The sequence below is a fragment of the Microbulbifer variabilis genome, from assembly GCF_023716485.1.
GTDB classification, from domain to species: Bacteria; Pseudomonadota; Gammaproteobacteria; order Pseudomonadales; family Cellvibrionaceae; genus Microbulbifer; species Microbulbifer variabilis_B.
In genome coordinates, this window is sequence record NZ_CP092418.1 from 4,335,164 (window position 1) to 4,350,681 (window position 15,518).

A 15,518-nucleotide genomic window follows, 5' to 3' on the forward strand; every position below is an offset into this window, starting at 1 on the left:
TGTCGCATAAAGATAATTATCAATTCTATGACTCAAAAAACAAGTAATAAATGAGTCATAGATACCAATTCTATGACTCATCACTAGTCAGCCTAGGCGTTGGCGGCGTCGATCTGGGAGATCAGGGCAATATTAAACTCGGACAGTTGTGCTTCGCTGAGGCCCTCTACTGCGGTCAGGTAAACCTGAACTTCCGTGGCTCCGGATTCAGTCGCGGTAGTGGTGACATTGAGGTTAACCATTTCCTGTCCGGGCAGCTTTTTCACCAGGGCGGCTTTCAATGCAGTGCTGCTATCAATATCCAGTGTGTCGCTGTGGGGGATGGTGAACTGGTGCTGTACGGCGGCGAGCAGGTGCCCTTCCAGACTACCGGTAACCGTAGCCAGCCCCCACGAGATTTAAATCAATTTATATCCGACAAACCGAAAATTTTACATGCTCAAGCGGCAATAACAATTCCTCTCCAGCTTTATCGGCAAGCAGATAGTCTAAAGGGGCGTTGTAGCCATAGCGCTCCCCATCCCAAGAAACAAATCTATCAAAAATTATTTGCCCTTCATCAGGCTTGACAATAGAATTGTCCTTTAAAAGGTTGTGCGAATATTTTTCAATAAGAACTATAATTTTATGGGTTGGCTGAGCATCTGGCAACCAAACTCGACTACTTGCAACATTACAATCTGCTCCCTCTCCATAAACTTCAAGAAATTCTTTTCCTTGAAAACAAATCTGAGATTCAACTAAAATCTCCCAATTAGACTGAAGCCAGTCATTAATAAGTTCATCCTCCATAAAGTCACAAAGATTAGAGAGGTTTCTCTCTAGAAACAATCTGAAGAAATTCAGCAAATTATTAATATCAACACGCACTATTCTAATCTCCAAATTTCTCTAACAAACCTAACTCCTTCTGCGTAGGCAGCCTCTTTTTTCCTTTTGTGCCTGGAATAGCATTCTCGAACTTAGCCGGTTTAAAGCCCTTCTTTGCTCGTGGCTCAGGCAAGTCAATCTTCACCCTATCAGCAGAAATAATTTTAATACTGCCATCGCCTTGATTGATTTTTAGCTGAGGGTTTCCAGCTCGATTATGACCAGCGGTTATATTTGAAGTTTGATTAAGTGGGCCAAAGTCTCCTTCTGTATCATAGGAACCATTACCGCCCCTTCTCGTTGCAGCAACCCCCCTCTTAAACAATCCTTTAATCCCTGGAAGCTCCACGCCGGTAGCCTGCGAGATCACTTCGGATACTATCTCACGTGGCCCCAAAAATATAATGGCCCCTGCCGCAGCAGCTCCTCCGATAGCCCCTACCTGCTGAGCCTTGGAGGCTGCAACTTGTTGATTAATATTTCCCCCGCCAACAGGGAAAAAAGCTGTAATTGCCTGCCGACCATCCGGATCAATAAACTTATAAGGATTTCCATTGGCATAAGCATACCGATTGAACATCATCGGATTGCTTTCTACATTATCCAGTACTCCCGCCGGGTCCATTTGCAGGAAGCGGCCCAGCGCCGGGTCATAGTAGCGGGCCCCCATATAGGTAAGGCCGGTGTCGTCATCCTGGACATGGCCGGTATAGCCTACAGCCGGGTTCTTGGCCTGCCCATTCTCGTGAATGGCGCCGTAGGGCATATAGGCTTTGCGCCACAACAGATCGCCGTCCTCATCAGAGGCGGCAACCACTGAGCCGAGGGCATCGGTGTGCAGGTAGGTGACGGTCACCTCCGCCTGCGATGTTACCGAAAAGGCCAGTAGGACAACGGCAGCCAGCAGGGTTCTAATTAATTGTTGCATCATGTTTTTCTCGCCTGTCTTCCCTGCTAGCGGATTGCGGAGACCTGGGTGCTCAGTGAGAGCGTATTGCCTTCGGTATCAAAATATTGGCTGCCACTGTAGTGCTGGCTCCAGTAGTCAGCCTGGGCGTTGGCGGCGTCGATCTGGGAGATCAGGGCAATATTAAACTCGGACAGTTGTGCTTCGTTGAGGCCCTCTACTGCGGTCAGGTAAACCTGAACTTCCGTGGCTCCGGATTCAGTCGCAGTAGTGGTGACATTGAGGTTAACCATTTCCTGTCCGGGCAGCTTTTTCACCAGGGCGGCTTTCAATGCAGTGCCGCTATCAATATCCAGTGTGTCGCTGTGGGGGATGGTGAATTGATGCTGTACGGCGGCAAGCAGGTGGCCTTCCAGGCTGCCGGTAACCGTAGCCAGTGCTTGGGGCGCCGGCTCAATGGATTCAGCACCGAGGCTCAAATCGCCGAAGGTTTTTGGCGTACCGAGGCCAGCGACTACTTCGAGCGTCACCACCTTATCGGTATCGAAGTAGCCCGGGGCGGATAGGGTCAACTCGGCGCTGCCACTGGCCAGTGTGGGGGCGGAAGCTGAAAGCGGGTCAACCAAGTCAATAGCCGCAAGCCAGAGGCCTGCGTTATCCAGCCGCTGCACTTCACTGGTGGGATCGGCATAAACCCGGAACACTTGGCGTACCCGTACGCTGTGCTCCGTATTAGCTGCATCAGTGAGGGAAGCGCTCAGTTGCTCCGCGCGCAGGATGGCACTACCGCTGGTGTTTCCACTTTCCCTCAGGTCGTCGGCAGACAGGGAGACAATCACGGTGTCTCCGGTACGCACCGTGGCTGTGAGTGCTTCTTCCTTACATCCGGTTAGCAGGGTGAGTAAGGCCGATACGACAAAAAATTTCGCAATTAGAGTTTTCATTTCCGTTCCCTTTCCCTACTTCTTATTGGTTTTCTGGGCGCCCATGGCGAGGCGCTCAATAACAATGACGTCGCCAAGATCGATGCTGCCGTTGGCATTGACATCACCGTGTCCGGCTTTTAGTTGATCTTCGCTGGCCTGCTCCAGCCCCATGGCGATACGTTTCACGGTGATGACATCCACCAGATCCACCGTGCCATCATTGTTGAGGTCGCCATGCAGGTAATTGGGGTCTGTTCCCCGGGCAAACTCTTCCAGGTTACTCATACCATCGCCGTCGCTATCGAGGCTGGCATCAGCAGCACTGTTGGGGTTCAGTTTATGGGCAAGCTCGAAGGCATCGGGCATGCCGTCGTTGTCGGCATCACCGGAGTTGGTCATTAGGGTTTGTGCAGATGCTGACATCGCTTCTGTAGTATCGGTGACTGTGATCACGCCATTGGTAACCGTGTGTGGGATCGTTTCACCACCGATAATGCCATCCGGTGTTGTTGCCAATGTGCTGATTACATCCAGGGCGGTCACTTCCAGGGTGACCTCCCCAGAATCCGCCAGCAAAACAAAGGGGATATTGGCAATGTTCACAAGACCCGTGGGGGTTGCCTCAGCAGTTTGCGAGGCGGTGATGACTAGCTTTTTAGTTACTTCCAGTCCTTCCACATAGGCGGAGTGCACCCGCGCAAATTCCGTGCTGTCCCCGGCGGGCACGGTGAAAGAGTCCACAATAGGCACCACTTGACTGGAGTTGTAGGCGATCTCCACACGGATAGCGCCGAGCGCGGCATCCACTGCGAGATTGTCTTTGTCTATTGCCATTACACCACTGAGGTCAACCTGTAACGGCATCGATACTATCGTCTGTGAAACAGCATTCTGGTTGTTGCCGAGGTTGACTGAGGCACTCCCACTAAATGGAGATTGTTGCGCGATAGACGCAGCGCTTAGGGAAAGGCCCAGGCATGCACCCAGTAATTGATTCCTTGTAACAGCTCTCATTGAACAGGCTCCTCCGGCAGTTCATCTGTGGTCTTGCTACCTACCAAGAATTCCTTCAAGCGGGTCAGGTCCTCTTCGTTAATTTCTGGCGCCATGGATAAACTTTCGATACCGCCCTCTTTATATAAGTCACACAAGGCGGGGTGGAAGGCGATTTTCCGTTGCAACTCCGCTAGTGGGCCGTTATCCACCACCCAGTTGAGTAGTAGCTGGTCGTACCCATTCACGGTGCCGCTCAAGTTACAGTCTCCGAGTGCAGATTTATTCAGGGGTACTGCTTGGCCTTTGCCACTATTGATCCCAATACCACGATAGAGCGTATTGACCCCTTCAATCCCCTGGTAGAGGCGCACTTGAGCCGCCTCGCCAAAATCACCACGCTGGCCATCAGGCATTGAGCCCTCAATACGCAATAGGGTGTTATCTGATTCTGAATAAAGATTATTGAGGTCGGCAATTGCCCTTGGAGCCTCGATACCATCACCAACAAAAGCACTCAGTGGATAGCGGGCACCCTCAACGGCAATAATTACGAGATCACCGATATTACCTTGTTCAGTATCGATGATGATTTGATCATTAAGATACATTTGGGTATTGCCACTGGAAATATCCAGCTCAGCATGCACTCCCCCTTTAGCTGTCTCAATGATCAGTGGCACTTCTTCAACTCCCTGGCAATCATCGAAATCGGTATCGGGGCAAGCTGTTTCTTCATCGGAACTCTCAGAAGTTGCGCTCGGCCTCAGGTAAAAAATTCTTGGACAATAATCGGAGCCAGCATCGGGGCAGACCGTTTCCTCACCAGAACTCTCAGAGGTTACACTTGGCTTCAAGTAATAATTGGTCTCAGGCTCTAACCCCTGAACTTCCAGCTTCACAATAAAGCGACTCTTAGCTCCATTGACAATATTGGCGATGGAATATGGGCGGAATTGACCACTGATTGCCGGGTCCCCGGTATGCACTGGGAACTGCACAACTTCTATATTCGTAGCGGGTGCCGTAGCACCCTCATCGGTGAATACCGCCAGTGCCGGTGAAGCCTTTTCAGACGTAGTAAATATAATCGACAGCGAGCGGTCAGTGACATCCGCTATCACTAGATCTGATATTTCTGTAGTTGCTGCATATCCAATCATTGGTGCCAATAAGCTGGTAACAAAAAGACCCCGGGCTTTAAGCAGACGCAGAATAGACTTTTTCCTTTTCATTATTCTGTTACCTCAACTTTGAGCACTCGGGATTCCTCGAGAATTGTTTGGCCATTCCCATCCAAAAAGGTGTGGGTAATCGTTAATTCATAATCTCCTGGGCTTGTTGATGGTGAAACAGATACATCAAATCCAACTACCCAGCTCAACTCCCCTTGAATAGGGGTTACTGTAAAGTTATTCGGAGTAATCGCAGCATTACTCCCACCCACACTGAACTGATATCCGCGCACCTCATAAAAACTAATCGGGTCAAACTGAAAAGATTCAGAGGTTGCAACCGTATCGCCCGCAGGGATAACCAGGCCACCACCAGAGGACTGGGAACTCAGGTTTATCGTAATTTCATCTCTGGATTTCAGCCCACCTTCACCAGTGGCTTCTACAGCAATCTGATTGGCGCCGTCCTCCAGAGTGATATCTGCACTGAAAGTACCTTCACTGCCATGAGTCTGTTCAACTATTGCGAATTGGCCATTGACTAGTACCGCTGCATTGAAGTCAGCAACCGTACCGCTAATCGTCACCTGTGGAGTAGTCACAACTTCGCCATTGTTATGGGAGTCAATCACTACCGTCGGAGGACCTGCCTGGGGCAGCACAACATTGATGTCAATATTTCGAACAACACTGTATAGCTCTGAGGAGTCAGCACTCAGGAATTTCATGGTTACAGGCACTGAATAGCTCCCAGGCACAGCATCGGGTGAGGCATACACATCAAAATAAATTTCCGCAGTAGAATCACTGGAATTCAAATAATAATGGGTAAAATTCACTCCAACACCAGTAGGTAAGGAGCTGGGAGTGAACTCAAAAGTATCGATTGAATTCATTATTACAGAATCAATAGACAGTAATTCCTTGCCGTCAATAGAAGTACCTAGCTCCAATATATTTTCGTCAGAAACAGTCAGATCAACAGTGACGCTTTCAAACACCTTAAGTTTGTCATCTTCATCTTCAAACAACATAGATATTGGGAAGGAATATACCCCTGGACTCATATTATTTATAAGAGCCATTTCAACAGTAAAAACAAAGCGCCCATCGGAAAGAGATTCGTGACTCCACCAAGGATTTTGCTCCAGGCCTGATGGAGTTTCATCTCCCATATGAACTGAAAGCGTCGAGTGTCCACTCCTTATCTCAGCGGGAACAGTAAATTCATGACGGAAATAGGTTTTCCCGCCTTGAGAAAGAGTGATCTGCCTAGGTGCTTCATTACTTTGATTAACTAAGTTGAAGCTATGTACCGTCTCCTTCCCGTGCGTACCAGGACCTTTTGCCACAATTTCGATCGTATTGTTACCTTCCTGTAGGTCCCAATAGGGCACAGTGAAGTCTTCACCGTCCAGCTTCACGTCCATACCATTAATAGTCAAACTTCCAACAGGATTTTTAATGGTTCCTCTAAGAGCTATTGGTAGGGCAGTCACAACCTCTCCCTCTGTATGAGAAGTGATGGTTATTACTGGTGCAGATGGTGGTGTCAAATTAATTGTGCGCGTTGCAACCGGCTGTAAATATCCCGGAGCATAAAACTCCATAAAGTTACTACCTTCATTCATGGCAAGGCCGTCCCAGGAATAAGTAGCCCCATTCTTTGTCGGATAATAGATTTGATCATTCATATACATGACCAACTTATTAATTTCGGCTGGTGCCTGGATGACAATAACAGGCTCTGTATTAACAACTTCTCCCTCTGTGTGGGATGTTACTTCCACTGAGGGCGCATCGACAGAGTCAACAGTTAATGTATAGGTTTTATTAGTGGTCAAACCATTTAATCCGAGTACCTCCACATTGATCGTATTAGAACCTTCATTGAGGTCGACAATGGCGGAATAGGTATGATCCATAAAAGGAACATTGCGAATTTGTTCCATTTTTGCCAAAACACCATTTACTTTAACGGTAGCTGCAGAATCATTGCTCACACGAATAGAAATACCTGCCCTTGATTCAGGTATAACATCTCCATCTTTATGTGAATACAATGCGACATCTGGAGCCCCCCTGCTCTCAAATACCGTCATCTTGACCGGGATAAGCATATATGGCTTGAACCCCCCGACATCTACACCCCAATCAATATAGAACTCATAGACCCCAGAAACAATTGGCTTGGATGAAAACTTATTGAGAGTCAATCCATATTTATGCTTTAAAGTTTTATACGGATGGGTATTAGAAATAACAATCGACATGCTATTCGTATGCGTATCAATAAACGATGGAGCACCAATTAAGCGAACATCCCCGGCAAAAATGCTTCCTATTTCTCTACTACTGGGGAAATTTAAAGTTTCAATTACCTCACCTTGATATACCTCACCTGAGGCTAGCGTAACCTCAGTAACATGAGGGGTAAAACTTATCGTCTTTGTGGTTGTGAGATCCGGATTCTCTGCAATAGCTTCAACAGTAATTGAACCGGAGGATAAATCTGTATTATGTGAATAATACCCACCCTCAAAGTGAACAGCACTCTCGCCATTAACAAGAATTTCTTTAACAGATTGATTATAGCTGCCTGATACTAAACCAAATGAATAGAGAATATCCTCACTTTCTACTGGGGAATCAATCGTAAATTCTGGTGCAACTGTAGAAACAGGCACCTCATAGTCAAGCAAGATATCAACAGCGTATACCGAAGAACCATCTCCTGCAGTTAGGACAACAGTAGCAATGCTTTCATAATTTCCAGTTAATCCGCTAACAATATCAACATCAATAGATACGCCAAATTTATTTTCATCAATGATAGGTTCAGGGTCAGAGCTTGTAATATTACTTTCTAACCCATCAATTAGATTAGATTCGTAGTTTACGTCATACGATTTTATATACTCAACCAGTTCATTAGGTACTAATATTGGCCCTAATGCATGCTTAGTAACTCCTGGGTTTAACGTAGAGACCTTCAACCTTTGAACATCTAGATTTATAATCTTTGTAGCGATTAACTCACCTTGAGTAAAGGCCTCAATCTTAATACTTTGAGTTCCGACATCCAGAGCCAAACGCTCTTTATGTTGACTCCAATCACAATGAGAACCGGATATATTATTATCAGGTTTGCAATAATAACCATACCTAAACGTCCCATTATCTAATACTGAGGGTTTACCATTCACCAACAGTTCATCAATAATTGGGTCAACTTCACCAAAGATAATTGGATTACTTTGGTTAATAACTTGATTGTCATTATGGGAGTTAACCTTAAATGCAACTGGCTGCTGTACATCCAAAGTAATGAAAGAAGTACTTTTTAAGTTATCTCTATTAATAACAACAATTTCTACATCATGTAAGCCTACTGGCAATAGAACTTTTGCAGAAAACACTCCATTTACAACAACAGCTTTTACACCATTAACCCAAACAGTTGCAAAATTATCATCTATAGTGCCACTAACGGTCACTAGAGCTTGCATCTCTCCATTAATTTTTACAGGACTTCCCATCGCCTTACCACCATGACTATGTGAAGTAACAATAGAAAGAGAGTAATTAGTAGGTGAATTTACAATTTCTACTGGTTCATTGGCATAAACAATATAAGACTCAGTATTATTTAGGTCAAAATCTACTCCTGAAGGAGCACCATTTTTCCAGCTAGCAGACTCATACCTACCTGATTCACTATTGAAGCGCTGAACACTGCTAACAGTAGTTTCTCCACCAAGGTGTAGAAGCAGATCGTAAGCGCTAAAATCTCCAGCAATACATGAAAAGCCAATAAGATTAAATCCTGAATTTAGATTGGAATCTGTACATATAACTTCACCTCTAAAGTCTATTGATGTCTCATCTAGCACGTGAAGAATATAGCCCTCACCTGGCTTAATTAAGAAATCCTCTCCTTGCAATACACTTGATATATACTCTGCAGCAACAAATGTATCGTTTTCTGAATTGTATTTCTCAATCTTTTGGACGACCTTATTTCCCCCAAGGCTTTCCAGGAAATAATAAGCAGAAATATCCGTATTACCTGTAAAGGGATAGTGGAAATAGTTAATACCCTTTCTTAAACGACGCTCACTCAAAAAGGGGTTAGAACCACCTATAACTTCTTTACCATTACTAACACCATCGAAGTCATAATCCTCATCTCCATCTAGAATTCCATCCCCGTCCGTGTCAGGAGTAAGTACTCCAGTACCTAAGAGCTCTTCATGGTTATCATTAATTCCATCACCATCGGTATCAGCAAGAACAGGAGAGGTCGCTGCTAAGTATTCATCTAGGTTACTGATGGTATCCCCATCACTATCTAGCAAAGCATCAGAACCGTCGTTTTGATTTAGACCAAAAACAAACTCTGTACAATCGGGTATACCATCAGAGTCTGAATCCAAAATAGGGCTATATATGATACCTTCAGCTCTACATTGGTTACCTGAGCTGAATCGATCTTTGGCAAACATGGGCCAGGATGAGTCCGATAGTCCGCCATTACTTTCTACAAACGCCTTTAACCTACTGCTGGTATCTCCAATGTAAATGGTTCCATCAATATCAATTATTGGGGGTGCAATATATAAATAACCAAGAGTATGCTTCCACTTTTCAGTACCTGTGCTATTTAGTGCATATAAATAGCCATTGGTGGTGCCAAAATAGAGAGTTCCATCCTTACTAATCACCGGTGTGTAGGGCACACCCAATGGATCAAATGCCCATTGAAATTGTCCTGCTCTATTTAAAGCAAGAACTTCTCCCTTGACAGTACTTGAGTAGACAGAATCCTTCTCGCCAAGGACAACAGACCAGTATTGTGAATAACCAGTACTCTTTCCCGAATCGTACTTCCACCGTAAGGAGCCACCTTTAGTTAGTGAATATATAAATCCATCATTGGCATAAAAATAAATATCTCCATTCTGACCTATGGCAGGGGATGAATTGACACGACCACCCGTCTCATAGCGCCACTTTATGTCACCACTTTCAGAAATAGCACTTAGGTAAGATTGTCCTGAAAATTCCTCGCCAATATAAATTGTCCCACCTGATGAAATTGCAGGTGAAGATGAAAACCCTGGAGTTCCGAAGCTTTCAGGAGAAACATAGCTCCATCGTAGAGAGCCACCCTCATTTAACGCATATAGGGTGCGATCAGCAGATGCTACATAAATAGTTCCATCAGAGCCGATACTTGGTGAGGTTTGTATGTCTCCATAAGTTTTATACTTCCACTTTTCGGTTCCATCTGGGTTAATTGCGTATATTCGATTATCATTCGACCCAACGTACACAGTTCCATCTAAAGCGATCGTTGGAGTGGATAAGACGGCCTGGCTGGTTTTAAATTTCCAGCGTACTTCACCGTTAGGGTATATTGAATAAACATCCCCTTCGCGGGTTCCTACATATAGATTACCAGACAAGTCAACACTCACCGCTCCCTGTATAGAACCGGATGTTTCCGTATACCAAGCTAATGCCCCTTTATCAGGATTACTTGAATAGGTGCCTAAATCTGATCCAATAGCGCTCTCTTGACGGTTACTAAATCCATCGGCATCCAGGTCAAGAGATCCATCTTTAGGGTCTAGAGCATTAAGACCGAAGGCTTCTTCATCACTATCATCGACGCCATCTCTATCTGTATCAAACAATTTTGGGTCAAGGCCAATAGTTAATTCAGCATTATCATTTAATCCATCACCATCGGTATCAGATGCAAGAGGATTTAGGCCATGCTGATTAATTTCATCTTTATCAGAAACACCATCTCCATCACTATCAGCAATGGATATAAATGCGTTATTCTTGATTTCATAGATATTACTTAAACCATCATTATCATTGTCCTGATCTGCATCTATAGGATCATTTGGATTTAATCCAAGCTGAATCTCTAAGCAATCAGAAATTGAATCGGAATCTGAGTCTAACCCTATAGGAACGACTTGATCTTCAGATTGGGCAATGAGTTTTCCATCTAAATAAATGTAGCTGGTAGTAGAACACTCTGAGAAATCCTCCTCAAATAGTAGGCTTCCAGAACTCACATATATACTAAATTTATTATCATAGACTTCGCTTCCGCGCTCTTGATATCTCCGCCCATTACCATCATAGAAATAATCTTTTTCTTTTCCGGCTGTAATACTTTGCGTTAGCCTAGATGCATTATCGAACTTGAAGTTACTACTCTCAGATGAAACTACATAACCATCATGGTCTAAACCATAGCGTGTTTTCTTGGTTATATTTCCAAGTCTATCATAATCGAATTTATTGAGCGCACTCGATTCTTCAGCCTTTGTTAATAAGCCATTATTGTAGTAGTAATTTACAACTGAATTATTTATCTGTTTAGCGGCAATATCACCATACGCGGTGTGAGTAAAGAATGCACTACCCCAGCGACCTTGTGCCGAACGTAGCCTATGAATATCATCATAATTAGCAACAATATCATTCGAGCTATTTAAAGTATCCGTGATAGATAGAACATTGCCTACAGTATCATAATCGTAAGTTAGATCTACCAATCCATCAATAGAGATGGATTCTAGGTATAGGCGTTCATTTAATTGGGTCTCAGCTACCTTCCCATTTCCATAAGTAATAGACTTTAGCTGACCCGTAGGATGGTACTCCACATCTTTAGCATAACTACCCGCTTTGGTAGGCCTACCGAAGGCATTCGGTAAGTAATCTACAACCATAGCGTTTGGATATCTAATCTGGCTAAGGTTATCAAGACTATCGTATTCGTAGTTAAAAACGTAGCTTTTGGGGATGCCGTAATTTATTAAAAAATCTTCCTGCTTCAAGTTCCCATTTTCATCATAAGAATAAGTCCATGATGAGCCACCCGAAACTAATGTCTTTATATTGCCGTCTTTATAATATGTGAAAGATGTATCATCAGTTCCCATTGGTTGATCAATTAATGTCACTCGATATAGATTGTCGTATTTGTAGTACGTAACATCACCATCCGGAGCCTTTACCGATTCAATATTACCAACAGAATCATAAGTATATTTGGTAATACCAATTTCTGGGTCATACTTACTTTCAAGAAGGAATCTGTCATTGTAGGAATAGGTTCTTTTAAGCTCAATAATGTTCGACTTTTTCTGAGCGATATCAATTGGCTGGTTAAATAGGTTCCTCTTAAAAGTTGTGTACATGTAATCTGACTGACTAATAGTGTAAATTGAAGAGTCAGTTAGCCCAATGTTTCTATAAAGATAAATTGTCTCTTTTCCCTTTTCATCTGTAATCGTGACAACCTCATCCTTATAAGAATATGATTTGTAGCTTTCATCTGAGTTAGTTTCCTTAACAATCCTACCTAAATTGTCATATTCGAAACTTATTCCACCCTTTTCCTTTTCTGTAAATGGATAAGATTGGTAAATCTTCCTACCTAACTCATCAACCATGTACGTTACAGATATAGTCTCCCCAGAAGAAATATCGGTACGATCTGTTCTTACTAGCCTACCCAGCTCATCAAAGTAATCTAATTGCTCAAAGTTTCCACGTTGGAGTTTCCTGGTATTGTAGGGAATCAATTCTGAAGTATCGGGATCAACAGTTGTCCATCGAGCTTGATAGGTAATGATGAGATCATTATTAATTGGATAATCAATGCTCTTTAACCTGTTCATATTATCATATGTATAAGAGGTAGTGCGTCCTTCTGGATCAGTAGATGAACTTATCGTTCCTGAATCATTTACAACCCTACTAATGATAATATCTTCCGGGTGTTCTTCTTTTTGAGCAATACCGCGTTTGTAATCAGAAAACCTTTTAACGTTATTATTAGCATCTTCAATACTAGAAACATCACCGCTAGAATGATAATTATATTTAGTAATAACACCATTATTATTTTCTTCCTCTAGACTGCCCAAGTCGTCATATATCTTTATTATTATTGACTTTTCGTCACCCTTGCTTACCTCTTCTCTTATTACATTTCCCAAAATCCATTTTGTAGTATCATTTGAATATTCTAACTCTGTTATCCTATCCTGCTGTCCACGAATGTTACTAAATTCTCTTACGATTCTGGGATTTCCATATGCATCATGTGATTTATATTCAACGAAGCGGGAATATTCATTTATTGAAATATTAAAAGTTTCTGCGTCATAAGCAACATACTCTCCTGCCAGCATAGGTGCATAAGTGCCTATCTCAATCCAAAAATCTCCGCTTCCTCCATGCCACATATTTTCATCTGAAATCTTCCTAAGTTCCCATTGATTATTTTTTTGGAAAATTAATACACCAGATTTATCATATCTTTTTTCAACATAAAGAAGACCAATTGATGATCGCTTAAAAAATTTATACTCATGGTCATTAATATTGCTAATATCTTTGCCGGCAAAGAAATACTCAGTTTTTCCAAAAGGACTCGTCACTGTTGTCTTATCAAATTTAAGACCTGTACTTGTACTGAAACGACTGTGAGTTTTAAAACTATACTCCCATTTAGAACTGCCTGTATTCGTCGCTCCCGATTGCCCTTCAGTTCTTGATGTAATACCCGAAAGTGTTTTTGTTTTTATTGCCGTAAAGGCTTGGCCATCACCTTTATCGATGTTAACCCTCTGATAGGTATAATTAATTTTGGCACCATCTGGATACTCCATAGATTCGAGTGCAAAACTGCCGATACCAATAAGTCCATCAGCAGGGTCTTCATCATGAATCTCACCAAAATATGAATATTCCCAAGATTTATTATCAGGTCTTTCCACTTTGACCAATTGATATGCAGTTGGATTAAAACCACTTATTGGTTCAAATTCATATTTCCATTTTGCTCCATTCGCCTCAATAAAATCTAAAAGCCATAGCGTAGAAGAAGTAGTGTCATACTCGAAAGTTACGACAGGATAACTATTTCCCTCTTCACTCCTATAAATCTCCTTGATGTAGCTTCGCCCTAAGCTATCTTTTACATATTCGATGCGTATCCAATTTCCATAAACATCCTCAATTTTACTGGTATACCAACTAGGGCCATCTAGTAGAAAATCATAATGATCCATAGTGTATTTAGTGCCATCCGGCGTCGTCACTATCATTCCGGATGTGCCTTCCTCGCAATGAGCGCGCCAGTTACTTTTTGTAATAAGGCTTCCGTCATTTTGGATAGAGTTAAGAACAAGTAACTCACGTCCGCCATCAGGATGCTCAAGAGAAGGGTTGTCTTTCGTGCTTATCGACCATATATCCTGCAAACAAATTTTATCCGCATTATTTGAGGAGGCTACTATTCGACCAAAGTGCATTGTCCAGCCATAACCATAGCCGTTTCGAATAGGTATCTCTAAATTACTTGGACTGGTATATGTGCGATTAATATTAATATCCATGCCTCCATTTCCTGGAATATGGATATCGGTGTATTTTAACTGCAGAATTCCTGAAAATGGATCTATATGCTCACCAAAATGGTTGTTTATTGTTTCCTTATAAGGGTTTAAACCCGGCTCATTATAATAATCTCTGATTTCTGCAGCATTAATTTTAGCGGAGATAAAAATCAAAGCAAAAAACAAAAAGTGAAAACTATTCTTCATAAAAACTCTACTGCCCTGATACACACATAAGAACAACATCCTTATTTATTTACTTTCTTTACCTTCTTTATTTGCCTTGTAATAACCTATCAAATTATTTTTCAGCTCAACTTTTGCCATTCTCGTGATAGATGCATTGTCTACTTTTTCACTTTGCTCTGTTCTTCCAGTCCCTGGGCTAATCGTTGAAAAATATTGTTCATTTTCAGACAGCTCTCTCTGTATATTCATATCAATTAGAGCTCCTTTAGAACCCGTAAATTCTTGTGTTTTCTCATTAGCATTTCTTTTCTGCTTAACTGAAACACTCGCACCATTTTGGAGTTTTTCATCTGGCTTCTCTTCTAAATTCGCGTTCCTATAAGAAGAAAGTTGTACAGCAACAGCCAGCCCAGCGCACAAAACAAATAAAAACGCAATTTTTCTCTTCATTTATTTTAAATCTCAATAACCTATAATATTTTATTAACTAGCCTATAAATGGAAATTGAAATTTCTGATTAGGCTATATTTTATAAATTCAATACTAAAATTTTCTAATATGCTTATGGCATTTTTTTTGGCAGTAAAGATGTGATCTAGAGCACAAAATAAATTAAATTATGAAGAATGAGTTAGATAGAGGGGAGCTTTCTAAGTCAGCTGTCAGCAAACTTCAGTAACTGTCATTAACAACCAAAAAATTAAGTATCCGATCATCATACTTATTAGCAATATATTTTTGAATATACATACTTAAATTAGTAAAAATGTACTACTTTCAATGAGTTAGCAAGATCGTTATTCTACTTGTTAAGCTTTCAAGCTCAATTAAAATGATGGGTGGAATCACTAAAGGCTGAGGAGATAGCTCTAATTTATTATGAAATACATTAGATAAAATTCACCTTCACGATGACATAATTGCTAAAAATTTATTTTAAGGTTATAGATTAAGCATAACGGTAATTTTAAGTTGGTGGACTAGCCAGCCTTATAAAAGAGTTTGCCAGTCTTTGTTGAT

Annotated in this window: 8 protein-coding genes; all 8 read right to left on the reverse strand. The window is 42.2% G+C overall.

Annotated elements, in window-relative coordinates:
• Positions 1–92: 92 nt before the first annotated feature.
• The 8 genes from MJO52_RS19000 to MJO52_RS19035 all read right to left on the reverse strand — a co-directional run bounded on the left by MJO52_RS19000 (position 93) and on the right by MJO52_RS19035 (position 14,947).
• Entirely contained in the window at positions 93–281 is a 189-nt protein-coding gene (locus tag MJO52_RS19000) for a hypothetical protein (protein ID WP_252083529.1), read from the reverse strand.
• A gap of 127 nt (positions 282–408) precedes the next feature.
• A complete protein-coding gene (locus MJO52_RS19005; protein WP_252083530.1) occupies positions 409–870 on the reverse strand; it encodes a hypothetical protein in 462 nt (153 codons plus the stop codon).
• A 4-nt stretch (positions 871–874) separates the two neighbouring features.
• Positions 875–1,801 carry an RHS repeat domain-containing protein gene (locus MJO52_RS19010; RefSeq protein ID WP_252083531.1) on the reverse strand — a complete coding sequence of 309 codons (927 nt, stop codon included), beginning with the start codon at positions 1,799–1,801 and terminating at the stop codon, positions 875–877.
• A gap of 23 nt (positions 1,802–1,824) precedes the next feature.
• Positions 1,825–2,721: a hypothetical protein gene (locus MJO52_RS19015; RefSeq protein ID WP_252083532.1), complete on the reverse strand. Its 897-nt coding sequence runs from the start codon at positions 2,719–2,721 to the stop codon at positions 1,825–1,827.
• Positions 2,722–2,736: 15 nt separating this feature from the next.
• The gene (locus MJO52_RS19020) at positions 2,737–3,717 is read right to left on the reverse strand and encodes a dockerin type I repeat-containing protein (RefSeq protein ID WP_252083533.1); all 981 of its coding nucleotides are present in this window, start codon (positions 3,715–3,717) and stop codon (positions 2,737–2,739) included.
• Entirely contained in the window at positions 3,714–4,931 is a 1,218-nt protein-coding gene (locus tag MJO52_RS19025; RefSeq protein WP_252083534.1) for a hypothetical protein, read from the reverse strand. Before MJO52_RS19025 ends, MJO52_RS19020 begins: the two co-directional genes overlap by 4 nt.
• The gene (locus tag MJO52_RS19030; protein ID WP_252083535.1) at positions 4,931–14,515 is read right to left on the reverse strand and encodes a PQQ-binding-like beta-propeller repeat protein; all 9,585 of its coding nucleotides are present in this window, start codon (positions 14,513–14,515) and stop codon (positions 4,931–4,933) included. Before MJO52_RS19030 ends, MJO52_RS19025 begins: the two co-directional genes overlap by 1 nt.
• A 45-nt stretch (positions 14,516–14,560) precedes the next feature.
• Positions 14,561–14,947: a hypothetical protein gene (locus tag MJO52_RS19035; RefSeq protein ID WP_252083536.1), complete on the reverse strand. Its 387-nt coding sequence runs from the start codon at positions 14,945–14,947 to the stop codon at positions 14,561–14,563.
• Positions 14,948–15,518 lie beyond the last annotated feature (571 nt).